This window comes from Paenibacillus sp. Marseille-Q9583 (genome assembly GCF_976954365.1).
The window spans coordinates 93014-111851 of the sequence record NZ_CDRJTB010000008.1 but is presented as its reverse complement, the minus strand read 5'-3'; the positions used below and the strand labels follow the sequence as shown (position 1 = coordinate 111851).

At 50.2% G+C, this 18838-nt stretch carries 26 protein-coding genes; 25 read left to right on the top strand and 1 reads right to left on the bottom strand.

The window, feature by feature from the left end; translation table 11 throughout:
* Positions 1-1147 precede the first annotated feature (1147 nt).
* The 16 genes from ACWNM1_RS06370 (at position 1148) to ACWNM1_RS06295 (ending at position 10079) form a co-directional block, all read left to right on the top strand.
* Positions 1148-1813, top strand: coding sequence for a sigma-70 family RNA polymerase sigma factor (locus ACWNM1_RS06370; RefSeq protein WP_449600359.1), 666 nt, complete (start codon positions 1148-1150; stop codon positions 1811-1813).
* Positions 1814-1833: 20 nt separating this feature from the next.
* Positions 1834-2259, top strand: a complete 426-nt coding sequence (locus ACWNM1_RS06365) for a hypothetical protein (protein WP_449600358.1) — start codon at positions 1834-1836, stop codon at positions 2257-2259.
* Positions 2259-2651, top strand: coding sequence for a hypothetical protein (locus tag ACWNM1_RS06360; protein ID WP_449600357.1), 393 nt, complete (start codon positions 2259-2261; stop codon positions 2649-2651). Before ACWNM1_RS06365 ends, ACWNM1_RS06360 begins: the two co-directional genes overlap by 1 nt.
* Positions 2651-3043, top strand: a complete 393-nt coding sequence (locus ACWNM1_RS06355; protein ID WP_449600356.1) for a hypothetical protein — start codon at positions 2651-2653, stop codon at positions 3041-3043. Before ACWNM1_RS06360 ends, ACWNM1_RS06355 begins: the two co-directional genes overlap by 1 nt.
* Positions 3044-3157: 114 nt before the next feature.
* The gene (locus ACWNM1_RS06350) at positions 3158-3379 is read left to right on the top strand and encodes a hypothetical protein (RefSeq protein ID WP_449600355.1); all 222 of its coding nucleotides are present in this window, start codon (positions 3158-3160) and stop codon (positions 3377-3379) included.
* Positions 3380-3598: a hypothetical protein gene (locus ACWNM1_RS06345; RefSeq protein ID WP_449600354.1), complete on the top strand. Its 219-nt coding sequence runs from the start codon at positions 3380-3382 to the stop codon at positions 3596-3598. It begins immediately after the preceding gene.
* On the top strand, positions 3598-3987 hold the full coding sequence (locus ACWNM1_RS06340; RefSeq protein ID WP_449600353.1) for a hypothetical protein: 390 nt from the start codon (positions 3598-3600) through the stop codon (positions 3985-3987). The genes ACWNM1_RS06345 and ACWNM1_RS06340 overlap by 1 nt, the downstream gene beginning before the upstream one ends.
* Positions 3980-4327, top strand: coding sequence for a hypothetical protein (locus ACWNM1_RS06335; protein ID WP_449600352.1), 348 nt, complete (start codon positions 3980-3982; stop codon positions 4325-4327). Before ACWNM1_RS06340 ends, ACWNM1_RS06335 begins: the two co-directional genes overlap by 8 nt.
* On the top strand, positions 4324-4482 hold the full coding sequence (locus ACWNM1_RS06330; RefSeq protein ID WP_449600351.1) for a hypothetical protein: 159 nt from the start codon (positions 4324-4326) through the stop codon (positions 4480-4482). The genes ACWNM1_RS06335 and ACWNM1_RS06330 overlap by 4 nt, the downstream gene beginning before the upstream one ends.
* A 392-nt stretch (positions 4483-4874) precedes the next feature.
* On the top strand, positions 4875-5237 hold the full coding sequence (locus tag ACWNM1_RS06325; protein ID WP_449600350.1) for a hypothetical protein: 363 nt from the start codon (positions 4875-4877) through the stop codon (positions 5235-5237).
* The gene (locus ACWNM1_RS06320; RefSeq protein ID WP_449600349.1) at positions 5209-5637 is read left to right on the top strand and encodes a hypothetical protein; all 429 of its coding nucleotides are present in this window, start codon (positions 5209-5211) and stop codon (positions 5635-5637) included. Before ACWNM1_RS06325 ends, ACWNM1_RS06320 begins: the two co-directional genes overlap by 29 nt.
* Positions 5638-5780: 143 nt before the next feature.
* Positions 5781-6017, top strand: coding sequence for an ASCH/PUA domain-containing protein (locus tag ACWNM1_RS06315; protein ID WP_449600348.1), 237 nt, complete (start codon positions 5781-5783; stop codon positions 6015-6017).
* 523 nt (positions 6018-6540) lie between these two features.
* A complete protein-coding gene (locus ACWNM1_RS06310; RefSeq protein WP_449600347.1) occupies positions 6541-6849 on the top strand; it encodes a hypothetical protein in 309 nt (102 codons plus the stop codon).
* 226 nt (positions 6850-7075) lie between these two features.
* Complete coding sequence (locus ACWNM1_RS06305) at positions 7076-8437, top strand: DNA helicase (RefSeq protein ID WP_449600346.1); 1362 nt, start codon at positions 7076-7078, stop codon at positions 8435-8437.
* A 109-nt stretch (positions 8438-8546) separates the two neighbouring features.
* Entirely contained in the window at positions 8547-9077 is a 531-nt protein-coding gene (locus ACWNM1_RS06300; RefSeq protein ID WP_449600345.1) for a helix-turn-helix domain-containing protein, read from the top strand.
* A 285-nt stretch (positions 9078-9362) separates the two neighbouring features.
* Complete coding sequence (locus tag ACWNM1_RS06295) at positions 9363-10079, top strand: toprim domain-containing protein (protein ID WP_449600344.1); 717 nt, start codon at positions 9363-9365, stop codon at positions 10077-10079.
* A gap of 42 nt (positions 10080-10121) precedes the next feature.
* Here ACWNM1_RS06295 and ACWNM1_RS06290 read toward each other — a convergent pair whose 3' ends face one another.
* On the bottom strand, positions 10122-10364 hold the full coding sequence (locus ACWNM1_RS06290; protein WP_449600343.1) for a helix-turn-helix domain-containing protein: 243 nt from the start codon (positions 10362-10364) through the stop codon (positions 10122-10124).
* A 131-nt stretch (positions 10365-10495) separates the two neighbouring features.
* Here ACWNM1_RS06290 and ACWNM1_RS06285 point away from each other — a divergent pair, with 131 nt between their 5' ends.
* The 9 genes from ACWNM1_RS06285 (at position 10496) to ACWNM1_RS06245 (ending at position 18838) form a co-directional block, all read left to right on the top strand.
* Positions 10496-11110, top strand: coding sequence for a hypothetical protein (locus tag ACWNM1_RS06285; RefSeq protein ID WP_449600342.1), 615 nt, complete (start codon positions 10496-10498; stop codon positions 11108-11110).
* A gap of 378 nt (positions 11111-11488) precedes the next feature.
* The gene (locus tag ACWNM1_RS06280; protein WP_449600341.1) at positions 11489-12058 is read left to right on the top strand and encodes a hypothetical protein; all 570 of its coding nucleotides are present in this window, start codon (positions 11489-11491) and stop codon (positions 12056-12058) included.
* Between the two features lie 172 nt (positions 12059-12230).
* Complete coding sequence (locus ACWNM1_RS06275; protein ID WP_449600340.1) at positions 12231-13034, top strand: hypothetical protein; 804 nt, start codon at positions 12231-12233, stop codon at positions 13032-13034.
* A gap of 132 nt (positions 13035-13166) precedes the next feature.
* A complete protein-coding gene (locus ACWNM1_RS06270) occupies positions 13167-13628 on the top strand; it encodes a hypothetical protein (protein ID WP_449600339.1) in 462 nt (153 codons plus the stop codon).
* Between the two features lie 25 nt (positions 13629-13653).
* A complete protein-coding gene (locus ACWNM1_RS06265; RefSeq protein ID WP_449600338.1) occupies positions 13654-16548 on the top strand; it encodes a DNA polymerase in 2895 nt (964 codons plus the stop codon).
* On the top strand, positions 16549-16767 hold the full coding sequence (locus ACWNM1_RS06260) for a hypothetical protein (protein WP_449600337.1): 219 nt from the start codon (positions 16549-16551) through the stop codon (positions 16765-16767).
* Positions 16764-17384 (top strand): 3'-5' exonuclease, encoded by a 621-nt coding sequence (locus ACWNM1_RS06255; protein WP_449600336.1) that lies wholly within the window; start codon positions 16764-16766, stop codon positions 17382-17384. Before ACWNM1_RS06260 ends, ACWNM1_RS06255 begins: the two co-directional genes overlap by 4 nt.
* A gap of 1 nt (position 17385) precedes the next feature.
* Positions 17386-17790 (top strand): hypothetical protein, encoded by a 405-nt coding sequence (locus ACWNM1_RS06250; protein ID WP_449600335.1) that lies wholly within the window; start codon positions 17386-17388, stop codon positions 17788-17790.
* Positions 17791-17866: 76 nt separating this feature from the next.
* Positions 17867-18838: a hypothetical protein gene (locus ACWNM1_RS06245; protein ID WP_449600334.1), complete on the top strand. Its 972-nt coding sequence runs from the start codon at positions 17867-17869 to the stop codon at positions 18836-18838.

The following is an 18838-nucleotide window of genomic DNA, read 5'->3' as shown; positions in this document are numbered from 1 at the left end:
CTCTTCGGAGGTCGGCGTTTTTTTATTTTGCGTAAAAGTGTGCGAGGAGCGTGCCGCGTACGTTGAAGTGTATGTAAGGGCCGAGACGGACATCTGATGGAGAATATCGCAGCTTAATTAACGTGCAGGTGGCGCTACTCCATTCGTTATTCTCTTGATATTCTCCTTTAAGGGAAAACGCCGCAAACCCTTTCTACATAAGGCTTTTTTCAGAGTTTTAGCACCTTTGACGTGCTAAGTTGATATCTCGGAGCCGACAGGCTACGGTGAGGAACGTAGTGACGAGGGCCTTTGACCTTACGTGTCCGTCCAAAACCGGGACGAACCCGAGCTTATCAATATCTAACTGCGCGGAAGTATTAAAAGTAACAACGCGAGAGTAATCACGAAGCTTAATCGAAGATGTATTTCATGTAGTCAACATATATAACAGCGCGGATTTAATATCGCTAGACTAAAATCTCCGTTATTGGAGTAGCGCTATCTACCACGAAAGGAGGCGTAGCTCTTGCGAAGTATCAACGTAATAGACGCAATCATGGGCGCAGGTAATCCGATAGTTTGCACTTTTCTACACTTACGGAAAGTTAGCGTTACAGCGTTTTTACACAGCGCTGACTCTACGAATCTATTTTCGTAACCTTAACGCTCAATAATCGCACTCCCGTAAATCACCGTAAAATCACCGTGAAATTATCGTGTTTATAGCCGCGGAGGGATAAACGGAGCCTAACGCTATCTAAACGCCTAAATCAACGGCGTTTTCACGGCGATAACACGTAGCGTTTGCGGCGGGTACGGTGGGGATTGCGGAAAGGGGGCGGCAGACGACACATTGGCCTTGTATTATCTCTTATATTTTAAAATCCGCGCAGTTTATATATGTAATACTAGTTAATCCGCGCGTATTCCCTTTATAAGTTCCGTATAAGGGTCGGTTTATACCCGTTACGGAGTTTATTAAGAACGATAGTGATTAATAAACTAGATCTTAAGGTCTTAAATCTTTAGATCTTAAGTACTTAAAAGATTTATAAAATAACACAATCGTACGCTAATGTCAACATCTATTTTACGTGTGGCTCTATTTACAAGTTTATCCGAGCATAAAATTTGCACTATTTCACACACGGAGGTATCAACGCACATGAACGCTAAATTTCCCGATAACCCGTTACTCGGTCCGCAATCACGCGCGGACTTCATTGCCGCCAACACCTCGCTCATCGAAACGATCGTTAACCGCCATTTTCGTTCGCAGCTCGCCATTATGCGTACGCCGCGTTCCGACGCAATCAACGACGGCGCTATCGGACTTATCAACGCTTATGACCGCTATAACGACGCGACTGTCCCGTTCGGTTCGTTTGCCTATCCGCACATATACGGAGAGATTCGCAACGCACTATCTCGGCGCCCATCAAGCGGCATACGCATTCCGGCGTGGTTATATCCGCTGATTAAACGTGTAAATGCGGCAGGCCTAACGGACGAGCAGCCGGAAGTTGTAGCGTCAGAACTCGGCATAAGTACCGCTAAAGCGCGCCAGGCACTCCGCTGTCTCCGAATTAAATCTACGGACGCGCTGCCGGATAACGATACGTGTGGACAGACGGATGACTATACGCATTTAGCCACGGATACATTTATCGCGCGCCTTAAGCCGAAGCAGCAGCGCATCGTCCGTTTATTGATGGCGGATAACACGCAGTCCGAGGTCGGCCAAGCGCTTAATATGTCGCGTCAGGCGGTGCGTGCGGTAGTGCTCCGTGTACGCGCTAATTACGAAGCGTACGAGAAAATCAGCGCTTAATAAACGGAGGAGGTTACGCTATGAAATTCCGCAAGAAACCCGTCATTGTCGACGCAGTCCAGTATACGCCGGGCCTCGAAGACGGCTACGCATGTTACGTAGTTGGCGGAGGGCGCTTCGTCGGCTACCACGATAAAAGGACGCCTATACCGCCTGCTTTCCGCAAAGTTCCCGCGATTAAGACGCTCAGTGGCTTCGAGGAGATATACGCGGACGATTGGATTATAACCGGAGAGCGCGGAAATCGTTACGTATGTGATCCGGAGACATTTGCGCAGACGTACGAAGCAGCTACGCGTGGAACAGATGGACCGCCGCACGAGGATGAAGCGCACGCGTTAATCCGCGAAACGTATTCATACTACAACGCAGCTGAGGACTTTGCGGAAGGGATAGTGTACGCATTAGATACGCTCGGAATAAAAATCGAAGGAGTGAACGCGTAATGACAACGCAAATTAACCCGGTAACAATTCCGCGCGAGGTGGCGGACGCGATCAAGGATTTACGCGGGGGTTACGATACTTCTGTGTATTCAAACGCGGATATCGCGTATAAATACTCGGACGTACAGGATCGCGGGAGAACTGCATCGGCAATCCGCAAAATCCCGTTTGACACGTTAATGCGCGCTCTACTTGACGGATACGAACGTGAGCTGACGGAGGAAGAAGCGCGAGAAAAGGCGTACGAAGGGATACGTTTTATATACGCACATCACGAGAATGAGGCGCACGAAGATTATTCCGGCGGATTCTGTGACGGTATTGAATACGTGCTCAACACGCTAGGTATCGAACTTCCTGGCGTTAATATTCCAGAAGGAGGCGCAGCCTAATGTTAAACGTAAAATTAACGCCAGCCTACACGCTAGTATCCGATGACAAAGCGCTTAACTTTATCGTACGAGAACGCCGCATCGTCGACCCTACGAAAGCGCCCGGATATAAAGCGATAGCCGGCGCAGAAGCCCCGCCAATGTCGGAGAAATACGTAGACGTCGCGTACTATCCGGTAAATACGGAAGGACTTCGCGCGGCACTCGATTATGTGCGATTCAAGGCGGCGGTAAGCGTAGATACGACGACGCTCGCGGAGTTTATGGCGGTGCTGCAGACGGAGACACTTTCGATTGAGGCTGCGCTAGATTCTCGGCTACCGTATTGGCCGGACGTTACCGTTGAAATCGCAGAGAAGAAGCGCGCAATTAGCCCTGAAGACGCTGCGTAAGTGTTAGCGGAAGGGTCGCTATAAAACCGCTTATTTACCGCCGAAAATCAACCGTTAACACACCTTCGCCACATTTGCGCGGAGTTAATATACGAATAAGGGAGCGGATAAACCATGAACGATCCAATTAACGCAGCGCTATTCGAGATTCAACGCGGCGTATCCGAGAGTAGTGGCGGAGGTAAGTTCGACGTTCACTATAAGGCCAATAAAGGTGCGCTAGTCGTTCCGCATGGCGCGGAGTTGACGCCGGATAACGTAGTCTTAGCGGTGCCGGATGCCCAGGTAATGTTTTATGCGGCGATGGCGGAGTTTGCGCGGGGAGGTGCTGCGTAAATGAGCACGTGGGAAAAGGCAATAGCGGAGACCCGCGCTATGCAGCAGGACGATTTCCGTGACAAGTACGTAACGGTAGACGGTTCCGGCGTATACAAATGCGTTGGGCAGAACTTTTACATGCGTATGGTCACGTTGGAGACTCCGTTCGGCAATATCGAAGTGGCGGTCGAGCGCGTGGAGATTGCGAAATTTAACGATGAGGGGTGGCGGTACTAATGAATCGCGAAGAGATTATCGCAAAGTGGGACGGAATGACATCGCGAGAAAGAGACGCGTGGGTTGAGCGGGAGATCTTCGGCGGAGGCACGTTCGGCACATTTCGCGAAGTTAACAAAGTTCGTGTTTTGATTCCGCATTATACGACGGTCATTTCTGATGCGTGGACGGTATGGTCCGCGATGCTTGCGGAGGGTTATGAACCGTTGATCAATACGACAAGCGAGCGTTCTGGCTCCGTAAGGATTGGCGGAGGTCCGGTCGGGTGGCATCACGTGTGTTTGCATAAGAACAACGCTAATACTCACGTAGAGTTACCGACAGCGTCGGAAGCGGTATGTCTAGCGGCCATTATCGCCAAGTTAACGGAGATGTCCGCCGATGTCTAACGTATTAATCACGAAGTTTCCCGTAACTGCGCCGGACGGAACGGAGTATCGCGTCGAGATCGGCGAGTTTAATGACGCATTATACGGACGTAGCGCGCTGGTTTCGTTACACGTTCCGGTAAAACGCCGTAAGTTTGAACGCGTATTTACGAAGCGATTTCTTAGCGTAACCGACTACTCTCCAGATCATCCCGATTACGTCGATTTAGCTACGACCACTATAACGGATTACACGGAGATAGAACGTAAGAAAGCGGAGGCAGACGCGCGTAAACAGGCCGCAGTCGAACGTTTTAACGCGTGGGACGGGAAAATAGAAACGGAGGTGGCGGAGAAATGACTACAGTAGAGTGTGACGAATGCAAGGAGGTACGCGAGCTTAGAACTTTCGTGGAGACGTACATGTGCGGGATAACTCGGAAAGAACTGTGCGAGCAGTGTTATGAGACCGCAGAGTACGAACAATTTGCGATCGAATGGTTTATTGGCGCATAAGAGGAATGGACAGGGCGGAAATTTGACGAGGCCGTGTGATTCCGTAGGACTTCGCCATAACTATAAACGAGGAGGTAGCGTAAGTGAAGACGGTTAAAGACATCATCGAACATTATACGAAGGGAGAGCGGAAATGAAATCGTGAGAATACACGAGATAATAGGAGTAAATAAAAGATCGCATGTGATTTGTGGTTGGGAATTTTATAATGCATTTTTTAAATTTTCTAGTAAAATAGCGCAGAAAGTTTAATATCACCGTAACAGGATTGTATAAACGCAACGATGTTACAGTAAACATTATCCAGTTATACCAAATAGGATTGCGGCTTAATTGGCTGTGGGCGATTTGAAGAGACTCAGCCAGCCTTATATAATCGGAGGTGTTGACGGATGACTACGTGTGAAACAACGGAAACTAAACGAGATTTACACGCTGACTTAGCGATATGCAGCGCGGCGACTTCGGGACCGTGGCGTGTAACAATGGACGACCAACGCCCTATAGCGGCTGAACACAGCGCGATAATACTAGCGCGTGGTGGCGAGGACTCATACGTAGGTATGGCGTGTGAAGACGAAGATTTCATCGCCGAAGCGCGCACACAAGAGCAACGCCTATCTCACATAGAGGAAATGCGTTCGGATGTAGCTAAGTGGTTCGCGGATAATATGGAAGACAGCGCAGTTATCAACGTTAAAGTAAGCGTAGAGGAGGCGAGCGCAGATGACACCACGCAAGAAAGCGTCGGCTAAACCGAAGATTACCGCCGACCAACGCAAAGACTGGCGCAGTCTACCTCTCGTGGATTGGAATACGCTAACCGTCCAGGTAATGATTACGGAGCTCAATCGCGAGCGCTACGGAGTGGAAACGTACATTCCGGCTGCAGGCGGTTATCGCTACGAACAAGGTGTAATCAAACGTGCGCTCACGTTGTACGGTGCGTCGGCTCTACGCGAAACGATCGAACGTGCCTTCGCGGAACATCGCGTAACAGCGCAGTATCCGCAGTTAACGGCGGGGTTTCTGATAACGTATATGTTACCGCGCATAATGCCGCAAGTCCTTGCGAACGGGCAACGTAAGGAACGGGTGGAGTCAGCGGTAGTAAATGGCGGGATGACTGCGGATGAGATAGCGGAGTTTTTATAAGAATCGCGTAATTCTATGAAAAACGGAGTATTCACGAGTTTAATTCGATAATCAAAGAGTATCACGAACTCGTCAGACGGCGGTATACCGAGTTTTACAGATTTCCGACAATTAGCTAATATTGGGACAAAGGAGGTCGCGTAATGATCCACGAACTAAAACTCGTTCAACCGTTCTACAACGCAGTTGAGGAGCGTAGGAAAACGTTCGAAGTCCGCAAGAATGACCGCGATTTTAACGTAGGAGACTATCTAAATCTAGCGGAGTATGATCCGGAAGCTCAGCGTCATACCGGGCAAGGAATATCGCGTAAGATCACGTACATTCTCGATGATCCAACATACGTGAAAGAGGGTTACGTTATTTTAGGAATCGCGTAGATTCCCCGTACACAACTACGTGTTATGCGGGTAGGCTTATTAATAACGAAGGAGGAACGCTATGTCACACGCTAAAAACTGTATACTCGCGGAGTCGTGTACGCTAGCCGACACCACCAAGTGTAACGCGCGCTGTTCGTCCTATATCGCCTGTCACGGATTTAACGGACTCGGCGGACGCGTTGGAGCTGCGAACGTACCCGCCGACTATCGAAGGTTGACGCTCGCCAATTCGCCGGCACGAACGGAACAGGAAGCCGCGTACAAACACGCCGCGACATATGCGCAGACTTTCACGCGACAATTCGGTGATACGACAGAGGAATGCATAAAATCGCTGTATCTATATAGCGCGGAACCTGGCACGGGTAAGACTACGACGGCCGCCGCATTGTTAAACGAGTATATCATCCGCCACTATATCGGATCAATCCAACGGAACGGGCAACCGCTGGAAAGACCGGCGTATTTTTTAGACGCAAATGAAACGCAGGTCTTATATACGGAGTTTAACCGACCGAAAGTGCCGGACGATATCGCGGAGCCAGCATCGCGCGAATATTACCGTAGGCTGCAGGCGGCGAAGCTAACGCCGTTCGTAGTCATCGACGATATCGGCGTACGTGATGCGACCGAAGGATTCCGCGGCGATTTACACAGCGTGATTAATTACCGTGTGACTAACGCTATGCCGACCGTTTATACGTCTAACGTGTTGATGGACGATTTGGCGACCGTATTTGATAAGCGCCTAGCGGATCGCATACGTGACATGTGCATTGAGATACGTTTTATCGGAGAAAGTAAGCGAGGTCTTCGGAAAACAGTGTAAATAGGCGTTAGGGTGCGATTTCGGGAGAACGCACGGTATGACGTGATAATCGCGGCTATATTCGACAAATAACGCTATGATAAAGCACTGAGAATACATTAACGGTATTAATTATTTCCTAATGCCGTCCAATAATTTATATATAATCCCAACTATGTCGAATTAATATCGGCTTATATGAGAGTTGGGTGTTAGGTTTAGCGAGAGTAAAATAGGAGGTGTACCTATGGCGGCGCATGGTCAGCAATTACTATCTAAGATCGTCGACACCGGCGATGTCCAAGCGATAACACGGCTCGGCATTAAGCGAACAGACTACGCCACAGAAGGAGAACAACGCGCGCATGAGTTCGTCGTTAAGTACGCGGCAGATAACGGCGGAGTAGCGCCATCGTTATCGACTTTCGTAGCGGAGTTTCCGGATGATGTGTGCGCATATATTCCAGGCGTTACGGATTCATTCGATTACTTGGCGCGAGAGTTAAAGGACGCGGCGGGCAAACGTGCGACAGCGAAGTTACTAAGTGACCCGTATATGCAGCGCGATTTCGACACGAAGACTACGGAAGAATTTGTCGTATCATTGACGAAACAGCTCGAACGGATTAAACTGGAAACACGAACAAGTGTTCCCGTTATGATTGGGAATGATATCCAGGATTTGGCGGCGTTATTCCGTGAAGAGTACAACTCACGTAAAGCGGGAAAATCGTTTAAGTTATGGCGCACACCATTCGATTCCCTTAATGCAGAGATTGGCGGTCTTTATTCTGGAGATATATACGGAATTATGGCGGAGTCTGGTCGCGGTAAGACGTATGTGTCCGAGGTTATTATAGACGAGTTACTACGCCAAGGTGCGAAAGTGCTCGTCAAGTCATATGAGCTTAAATGGTATCAGTGGCTGGCACGGCTCATTTCAATTATAACCGCGCGGGAAGAAGAGTTATCCGCTGAAACCTTCGGAGTTAACGTTGGGCTGCCGAACAAAGATTTACTCTCCGGAAAGTTAGACGAGGAACTTGAAACTTATCTAATGGGAATGCTCGATAAACTTAACGGATACTATCCGGGTAATCTCATCTTGCAAGCGAAGGGAGACGGCGCACTATCGCGAACACTCGACGAGCTAGACCGTGAATTATACGAACACAGCGATATCGACGTAGTGGTCATCGATCCATTTTACGGACTCGCCGACGTTTACGGGAGCAACGCAAATAAGACCGCCGGTGGAGCTGCGGAACAGGCTGCGCGTAGGTTCGAGCGTATTGTCGGAGAACACGATGTGATCGGGATATACACGATTCAAGCGCAGACAGACAAGCAGGATGAAGAAAGCGGAGAGCAACGCGAGCTACGTCTTCCAAAACGCGATAAGGTAAAGACGACGAAGGCGGTACTTGAGATCGCGACGAACTTATTTACGTTTGATGCCGCGAATGGAATCGGGAGACTTGGCGTTGAGAAGGGACGTAATGGTGGCGAAGGGTTCACCGTCGAACTCATTGCGCTACTTGATTACGGAGTGTTGCGGGAGCCGCCGCGTGGTGCCGAAGCTGTAGCGCAATTTGTGAGTGGTTTTTAAGTGTTTCCAATAAAGAAACGTTTTATACTAATTTCGTGTTGACACAGGAAACAATTTCCTCTATGATAAACCCAGTTGGTAGATTATAGATTGATAGAGGAGAATTACCATGAACGAAAACCTGCTCGGAAACTACATCACAATGAAGAGAACGACAAAAGGACTATCACTCAGAGGGATGGCGGCTAAAGCACAAATAAGCCCTTCTCAGTTGAGTAAAATCGAAAGTGGTATAGCGACGAACCCAACAGACGAGACATTGGAGAAAATTGCGTACGCACTTAATGAAGATAAGGACGCTCTGTTTGCTCTCGCGGGTAAAGTACCCCAAGACGCGATCATCGACGCTGTCTACTACCTTCCTAAGATTCGCGGAGGAGAATGGGCGATAAATGAAATAGCTGCTTCTTATGTGGTGGGTCATTGTGATGAGGTTGAGGAAACTCCAAATCCTCAATTTAATGTTCTCTTTGGTCTGTATGAGGGGCGAGAATCTTTTGTAGCGACAATCTTAGAGGCAGTTGCATCCGAACATCCAAAAATGTCGAACGAGGATATAATCCAGATAGTTAAAGAGATGATTGCGGCACATGATATGACAATGAGGAGAACAAAAGGTAGGAAGCCTGGAAAACAATAGTATAGGTCCTATTAACCTATCATAAGGAGGTGAAAAATGAACGCTACTCACGCAATCAATCACGAACTGTTCCTTTCCGCTATCGAACGATATCCCTGGCGCAACACGAAGCCAAATAGCCGTGGACGCCTTATCGCATCTTCCCCGTTCGGCGATCGCGCGGATAACACGCCATCTTTCTCGGTTGTTATCGATGAGCATTCGGAAGCTTTCGGGGTCTGGAACGATGCCGGCGCAGTTGATCCGTATTGGGCGCGCGGTAGTCCCGTTAAGTTATATGCGTTCTTGCGCAACATTACGCTGCAGGAAGCGTTTGAAGAGTTAACGGTTACTGACGTGGATGGGCGTCCTACGCTACGTATCCGACTGAACGCGCCAGAACCGCAAGCTGCTATACGTAAGCCGATCGACATGTCCCCGTACATACAACGAGAGATAGATTACTTAACTAATCGAGGGATATCGCCAGTAATACAGCGGCTTTATCGATGCGGCTACGACGTCGCGAAGAATGCAGTAGTTATGCCGTGGACAAGCCCGGTCGGAACGTTTCTTAACGCAAAGTGGCGGTCAACTTACGGTAAACAATTCTGGTATAGTAAGAACGGAGCGCCCGTTAAGTCGATGATATACGGGATCGACATCGCATATCGGCGTAATATCAAACGCGCGGTCATCGGTGAGGCCGAGATCGACGCAATGACGGCGAGTACGGCGGGTACATTTGGCTTAGCGGTCGGCGGATCGGAATTTACCGATGAGAAAGCGGAGTTACTACGGCGGAGTCCGATTGAGGAACTATTGATCGCGGGAGACAACGATGCCGCCGGCGAAAAGCTGCGGTGGGAGATCGAAAAAAAGATGCGCGGGTACGTGCGATTATACAACGTAGAGATTCCGAACAGCGCGAAAGATTTTAATGCGGCGGGGATCGCGGCAACTAGAGAAGCATGCGAGGCAGCAAAACGGTTAGATGCGATTCGCGTGCGTTTGTGTACGTAGTTTGTCGTCAAATTTGACGACTTTGCGTCGGTACGAACGAAATTAATCGTCCGTTGCCTTAACGGGAGCTTCTTCCCAATCGTACAGATCGTACGGGGAGTCAAGACCGAGAACTTCCGCAATCGTCCGCGCTTTGTCGAGGCCCATAACGCCCACACGTTTACGGTCGTTTATCCAATGACCGATTTGCGAACGGGAGTATCCGGTTCTGCGGCTAAGCTCAGCCTGCGATAGTTTACGTTCTTTGAGTAGCGCCCGAAGTCGGCATTCACCGACAACGTACATTTGAGCGCCTCCTACATTATTAGTGCAGTCAAAACATTTTAACATATTTTTCTTCAAAAAGTGTGCGGCGAATATACCTAGCACGTTGAAGTGTATGTAAGGCAAATAGAACAGAGAAGAAGGTGTAGCTTTTGAGCTTTGAACAATTAAATAAGTTCGCAGACACGTATTATGCAACACGCAGCCAAGACGCATTCCGAGCGCTTTACAATGAAGCGAAGCGTGTGTTTCAAACACAAAATCGCCGCAGGGTTTGCGCATCTGGATATGGAGATCGTAACGACGCCGATTCTATTTTGGACGACGTTATCCTTAAATTAATCGGAAAGGATGCGCTTAACGGCTTCGGACTATGGATGGCGACAGCACTTAAAAACGCTAGGATCGACTGGCTGCGCAAAGAACAAACACGCGGTAAGCGCTATGAACTAACCATCAATAAAGACGATGAGGATACGCCAACATCCGAAATTGCGGACGATCTTACAACGGAAGATATCGTAATACAACGTTACAAAAAGAAAGAAGCCGACCAGCGCCAACTGATCGACTTCCTCGCTGACCCTTCCCAGGTCGACCACGATACAACGCTAATTGTATCGCAGTTTTCACAGTATGAGTCCATAACGGCGCTCGCTAAAGCGCTAGGACTACACCATGAGTTTGCTAAACGTAAGATTCGTAGACTTGCTCGCCGTTACGACGCCAATCGCTTCGGTGATGTCCACGAATACTTAGCAGTTTAGTTAAATTAGCGGAACGGGCTATCGGGCATGATGTCCGTTCCAGTATTAATTATATCACAAAGATTTAAAGAAATTTCGGTGGTATTACTTACCTTATGTATAATATATCCTAAATATATCCAATCGATACTTCACGTTTTCAATATTACGCAAAAAATTTGCGGTTGTCAACGCTTATTTAACTGCGCCCAAAATCAGAATCACGGAGGTTAGCGCAATGCCACGTAAAAATAACACGGAATCATCCCATATAAATACCCGCAATCCCCACGTTTCAAACAGATTAATTGACCGCTTATATAACGGAGGTTTTGAAACATTCGAAGACTCTGCGGACTATATCGATATCCGCAACGTTATAAAGGGGCGTGTCATCGCATGATAGCCGCAACAATTGATCCGCAAGCCGGTACGCACTTTATCGGAAAGATATTCGTAACTCCGCACGCTCTCGATCGCGCCGTTGAATACTTCGGTATCGAGCGCAGCAAAGCGCCAATGTACGTAATGGACATGCTGCGTAAGGCGACGCTGATCTCGGAGCACGTCGTCGATGAGGAAGGCAAGCCCGCCCGAATGTTCGCCTATCAACGTACGGCCTTTATCGTAGCGCCGACGGAACAAACAGTGCTTACATTATATCCGCGCCATCAAGCGCCGGAATCGTTGCGCTCGCCGATTGACCGTATTATTCAGCGGGCGGTAAGCGCAGCAGAGCGTAAGGAGAAGCGCGAAACGAAGCGCATCAACGTTCGCAAGGCGGAGTTATCCGTTGAACGTGCGCAACTTGATCTCCGCCGGGCAAAGTCGGAATCAGACCGCGTAGTCGCGGAAATGACCGCGCGTATTGGATTGATTGACGCAGAGTGCGTGAAGTTGGCGCGTGAGTTATTGGAGATTCAGCGTGAGAAAACGAATTTGATGAAGGGCGTTGTGGCCTACGTCTAGATGAAGCTGCGCGTTAATCCTACGCCAGCAACGCGGTATTAACGAGGAAGGGCGGTCATGCCATCCCGGAGTTTTGCGGGAGTATCCGTTAATACCGCGTTGCGGACGTAGGAAACTAGAGTCCGAGGTAGCGGTCCTTATCCGCTAATAAACCGAAAAGGAACGTGATCGAATGTCGATGTTTACGAAGGTAGGCGCAGAGGCAGCGGCGGCAGGTAACAACGAAGGAGGCGCGAAGGAGAGTCCGATTACTTCGTTTAAGTCCGGTAGCGCGTATAAGGTCGGCGTAAAGTCGATTAACGACGTGGCGGAGTATTATGGCTATAGCATATTCGGTAAAGTGAATACGTTTGTTCCGAAGAGCCCGCCAGTTCGCAACGCCAAAGGTTACGTGCAAAGCAATCCGTCCGTATGGGACAAAGCTTCCGAATTGCTATATGCGGATGCTAAAGCGGCGCAAGATGGTGGCGCGAGTGAGGCGGATGTAAAACCAATTAAAGACGAAGCTTACTTATTCAAAGGTAAGAAGCGTTACCTACGCGCATTTCACAACTTAACTACTGGCGAGGATATCGTTATCGACCTTTCGCCGAATCAAGAGAAGATCATTAAGTCTGTAATCGAAGAGAACATCGACGATCTTGACGTAATCGCGTTTAAACTTTCGAAGAAAGGTTCCGGACAGAGCGCAGCGGTTTCGCTCAACGCCATCATTAAAATGGACCGCGATTTAACCGAAGAAGAACGCGCTAACTTCGCTAAGCTCGGGGCGGCCCCGTTCGAACTGGCGGATTTCGAAACGTGCTTATACGTAGCCGATGACGCGGAGCAAACGAAGAATCTCGTAGTTGCGGGCTTTGATATCGGACGGCTCGGATTGTCTATCGGGGCTAACGCGGGTTCAAGCGCGCAGACTCCGCCGCCAGACGACACGGACGCACCGCTTGATATTTTGGAAGAGGAACTTCCTTTTTGATCGGGGAGGTAGCGTGTCCCGAACGGTCGCTGCACGCCTCTACACAGACATTAGCGTCAGGTAACAACGGTAATAAACCGCCGGTCCGCGTTTTCGTTGCGCTGGCTGGCGGAGATTATAACGAGAGAGGACGTGGTTCAGACGGCACATATTTCGGAAGTCGTAGGTAAGTATTCGGAGCTCGCCGCAAGATTAGCGTTATTGGCGAACGGATGGACTGTGCACCAATCGGAGACGGACGAAGCGTACGACGTCCTGGCGCAAGATCCCGTAAGTGGCGATTATGCGCGGATTCAAGTAAAGACGATTCGCCAACGTATGGATCGCGGTGGCGACCTCGTAGTCTACGCGAAGAAAGGCAACGGAACCATCTACGACCGGGCCGACGCTGATTATATCATTGGCGTATGGGTGATCGAGGGCGAAGTGCCTCGCGTGTACATGTTCGAGAATCGCTGTCTCACGGAGTACTGGTGCGGAGAAGCACGGGCGGCTGAGCGTTGGGTCAAGTTGCCTTTAGCGCTTAACCGCGATATCTATACGGTTTCGACCGCTGTGATCACGGAGGAACTACCGCTGCCGACTGCTGTCTAGAGCTTACGCTTAATTTACGAAAGGAGTGAGCGATATTACCAACGTTAAATTAACGCTTAATCTACGCAGTCCGACCGCAGCCGAAGCGCCAGAAGACGCCGCCGCACGTATAGCCGACGCGACTAAACGCAAGAAAGCGGCGGACGAAACGCAAGCCGAAGCGATCGAACGTGTGTTAACGATGTCACTAACGGACCGCGAGCGCCAACTTGCGGAATTAGCGAAGGAAGCATACGGCAAAGAAGCGCAAGTGACGGGGGAAACGGGCAATTCCCCGTCCGGCGCTTCTAAGCTTCCGTACCTTCGTTCCGGCGGCGGCAGCGTTACAAAAGCGGACGTAATTGCGGCGGGCGAACGGTTGCTCGCGGAACAGCAACGGAGTGAACGGGCGGAAAGGATAGCGGAGACGTTGCGGACGAAGCCGGTGAATTTCCACGTGATAACGGATGATGCAGAACTTCCGCATATGATCGCTAGGCTGCGCGAAGAGTGCCGCCTGCAGAAGGATGACGCGTGGTTCGTACGGACATTCGCGCTATTCAATAACACGCTGATTAATCGGAAGTTGGCCGAGCGCGGGATTACGATTCCTGACGCTCAGTCGCTTACGGTGTGGGATACGGAAACATCCGGCGTTGATAAGATGATCGACTTAACCGGTGGCTATTCCGTATGGCTTCCGCTGCTTGACGAAGGATATTACGTAGCATACGGACACTTAACGGGCGAGAAACAGTGTACGCGGTCGGCTGCGCTAGGAGCAATCGCGAAGTTTATGTCGCTGGCCTCGCAGATAAAATCGTTCCATAACGCGGAGTTTGACTTAGCGATGATGTTAAACGACGGATTGAAACCGCAGGGCGTGCGCTATGATTCAATGACCGCGATGAAGACGCTCAATGACCACGAGGATAAATATGGTCTTAAACCGCTAATCGCGAAGTACAAAACGGTTATTGGCGCGAGCGGACCGGACTTTACCTTCGAGGATCTATTTGCCAACGAGTCTCCGATGATACATCCGGTAGAAGTCGTTGGAATCTACGCGATATGGGATGTACTAAAGGGCTGGTGGCTTACGCGCTGGCAGATAGACACGCTTGTTGCAACGGATAAACTAGCGACCGCCTACTTCGAAATCGCGCAATATCTTACGGAAGTTAACGTTAATATCGAGCGTACCGGATTTGTAATCGACCTTGACGAATTGAAGGCGCTAGGCGACGAATTACGTCCGAAGTTGAATCAGGCTCAAGCGGACGTTATCGAAGCTTACGGCGTAACCGACCCGGAATTCATCCGCAAGATGGACCGCACTATTAACGCGGCTAAGATCCAGGAATGGTGTACGAAGCAGAAGGCGCGTATCGAACGGAATAGATTAGCGCAGGAAAAGCAACGCGCCATTATTGCGGAGTGTGAATCGTCCGGCAAGACTACGCTCAAGAAATATATGGCAGCAGTCGCCAGGCTTGCGGAGTTAGAAGCGGAGGAATTATCGCCGCCGGACGAGGAACATGCGCCTTTATTCATCGAAGAGTTTTCGTTTACGACCGATAATCATCTGCGTTATTTAATCTACGACCACCTCGGAATCGCGGATCGTACAAAGCAGATCGTCAAGGACAAGAACAAGAGTCGCGCGGTATCTAAGGACGTACTCGAACGGTATTACGAAGAAGAGGAAGCGTTGGCTCCGCTGGCGAACGTGTCGGCGTACGAAAAGTTGCTCGGTACTTACATCGATAAGATTCCGAACGCACTCGACGTAGACGGACGTTTACACACGCAGCTAGATACGGTATCTACTGGACGTTACTCCTCGAAAGGTTATAAGGGTAAGCCGAACGATATCCGTATCGACGAAGTGACTGACGCTAATTATCTCGATACGATGCGCGTCTTAGTAGATTGCGGAGAAAAGTCCGTAGCCAAGGGCACGAATCTTCAAAATATACCCGCACGATCAAAAGAGGGCGAGCGTGTACGTATGACGTTCGTTCCGCCACCAGGCAGCGTATTCCTCGGCAGTGACCTTTCGTCTATCGAGCCGCGTCTTCAAGCGCACAAAATGGCGACGGTGTTCGGGGATGAAATATTCGCGGAGATGTACCGTAAAGGTCTCGACCCATACGTTGAGTTTGCTGCAACCATGTTCGAAGTTGATCGCGAGCTATGTTTCGAGAAGGCATATAAAGCCGGATTGACTGCGATCCCTTTCCGTAAGTTGACGAAGGATATGTTTCTTGCGAAAGGTTACGGTCAGGCGCAGGAGCAGTTTGTTAAGACAGCGGTTAAGCGCGGAGTTACCGAGGCGCAGGCCAAGCGAGCATATGCGGCGTTCGACGAGATACTGCCCGGATTTACGACGATGGTTAACGCATCGTTTGCGCATCTTCGAGAGCACGGATGGACGGCGACGCTATGGGGACAAAAGCGCCGGTTTCCGGAATACCGCAAGAACTGGCGCAGACTTTGCGAAATTATGCGTAAAGCCGGTATCCGCGATAAGAACGATCCGGACTTATCGAAGAAATCGTACAAGCTATCGCCGGATTTACGTACAGAGTTCTGGCAGCTAATCCGCCTTACCGGACGTGATGAACGGGCCGCGTTTAACCACGAGATCCAGGGCAGCGGTGCGAACGTTCTCAAATTCTGTATGATCCGCAGCTACTACGAATTGACGTTAGGGCGCGGATGGGAGTTTCCGTTAACGCTGCATGACGAACAGAAGCACGCGGTTCCTATCGCGGAACTTACGGAAGAGGCGGTAGAACTGTATACAGATATCATGACGAATACGGTAACGCTGGCTTGTCCGTTAGAGTGCGATACGGTGATTGAACCCCGCTGGATGCAGGAGGTCCGCGGCGCGGATTGGGACTTTACGTTAGGAAAACCAAAGGAGGCTGCGTAAATGAGCGATTTAACTCGCGTAAATAAAGCGCTGATTATTGGCGCGCTTGACGAGTTTCTTATCAACGTAATGGATAGCGAGGATCAACTTACGGACGAACAGCGCTTGGCGGTCGACTCGCTGTACGCGGAGGTCATCGATACTTCATCCCCGCGGGACCTACGCGAAAAGCTTACGGAGTTGGCGCAGACACTATACGCGGAGGTGTTTCCGAATTGAACGAAATCATAACGGTAATCGACGTAGAAACAACCGGACTCGATCCGCAGCACGATCACATTACGGAGATCGCCGCTATCCGAGCGGAGGTCTCGGCGGACGAAAGTATACGCGAGATCGGGCGCTTTCAAACGTTCGTAGCTATTCCGTTAGGGACCGAGATCACTCCGGAAATTACGGATCTTACCGGAGTAGGGTACGCACAATTGCGCGGAGCTCCGGATCGAACGTACGCCGCGTTGAGTCTCGAATTTTTCATCGGCGATTCAACGGTTATAGCGCACAATGCTCCGTTCGACCTAGCGTTTTTATGTACGCTTCATCCCGACAATTTCGCCTGCACTCGCGCCATGTCCCGCCTAGTCGATCCGGACGAAAGTGCGCGTCTCGCGGACGTTTGCACTAGATATGGCGTCGATCTCAACGGACACCACCGCGCGATGAATGACGTTGAGGCTACGCTGCAGGTTTACGCGAGGCTACGTGAGAAGGCGGAGGTTAACGGGATTGAATACCGCAACGTTGTCGTAGATAGCGCGGAACGGCCGCTAACGTATACGCCGCCGGGTGCGATAGTGCGGACGATTGAGCGTAAAAATACGAAGGAGGCGGCGTAGTATGAAACCGATTATGCTGAACGATTGGGGTAGCGTAGAGGATATGTATGAGGATTTCGAGGAGGATTGGGGAGATTCACCGCGCCATCCAATTACAGATAAAGAGGACATCGAAGTTATTCTCGCGAGTTATACAAATGAGAATTATGAAGGTGAAGCGTTCGTCTTATTCCGCCGGAAGTCTGACGGAAAGCTATACGAGGTTAATGGTAGCCACTGCTCATGCTACGGTCTTGAAGGACAGTGGAATCCGGAGGAAACTACGGTCGAAGCGCTAGAGCATCGTTTAGTTAACGGAACTCTCGGAAAGAGCGGATGGGACGACGATATTAACCGTTTTGCGGATGAGTTGACGGAGGTATTACGCAGTTTGAACGGATCGACCACGATAAAGGAGGCGGCTTAATATTACGCAATCAATCGCTAATCAAATCGCGCAAGACTTCACGCAGTATCTTAATCGGTGGCATTCCGCGCCAGAAGTGTACGACGACGCACTCGACGCGCAGATTCACGCTTGGTACACAAACGTTCTCACGGATAAATCGCGCAAAGTGTGGCCGCCGCGTAACATTCCGTACTTCTCTCCGTCAAGCGCCGGTTCCGATCCGCGCGGTCTCTACGAAAAGATTCGCGGCGCCAAACGCGAATCAACGGATCGCCCTCCGCATCAAGGACGTTGGGTCCGCATAGGCACCGCGATCGGTGATGTAATCCAGCGCGATATCCTATTCGCGGAGAAACATTACGCAGCCTATGCCGGAGTTAAACCACCGTTCACATTCGAGCGGAATACGTATGGCGAGCCGGTATTCGAAGACTTCGCGAAGGTCGGCGCAATCATCGAGCATAACGGTAAGAAATTCGCGCTCTACGGGACTTGCGATGGCATTATGCGCTATGAGTCCGCTAATGGCGAGGTTCTGCGTGTCGGCCTCGAAATTAAGTCGAAGCAAGGAACGTTCTCCGCGACCTCCGAATATTCAACGCGTAACGGTCCGAAAGAAGACCACGTTAAACAGTGCATATGTTATTCGAAAATGTACGGAACGGCGGAGGCTCCTATCGATTATTACGTAATCCTCTACGTTAACGCGTCGAAAAAAGCGTGGGGAATGACGCCGGAGGACTTCGCCAAGAGTCCGGATATCGCGGTGTTCGGCCTTCACATTACGGACGAAATGTGCGAGGGCATACTCGATCACTTTGCGCAGATTATGGACGCGGCGGAAACGGGCAATCCCCCGCAGACTAACCTCGACCAATGGACATTCAACGATTTCAAACGCGTAATCGCGCTATCTCTAACGGACGCCGAAATCTCGGATCTCGAACGCCAAGTAAGCGTGCTGTCGCGTTCGTCACTCCCGGACTATAAAAAGCGTGGCCCTATCGAAGCGCTCGCGGATATTCAGCGGATACGTTACGAAGCAACCGTAGAGGAGGCCGCCTAA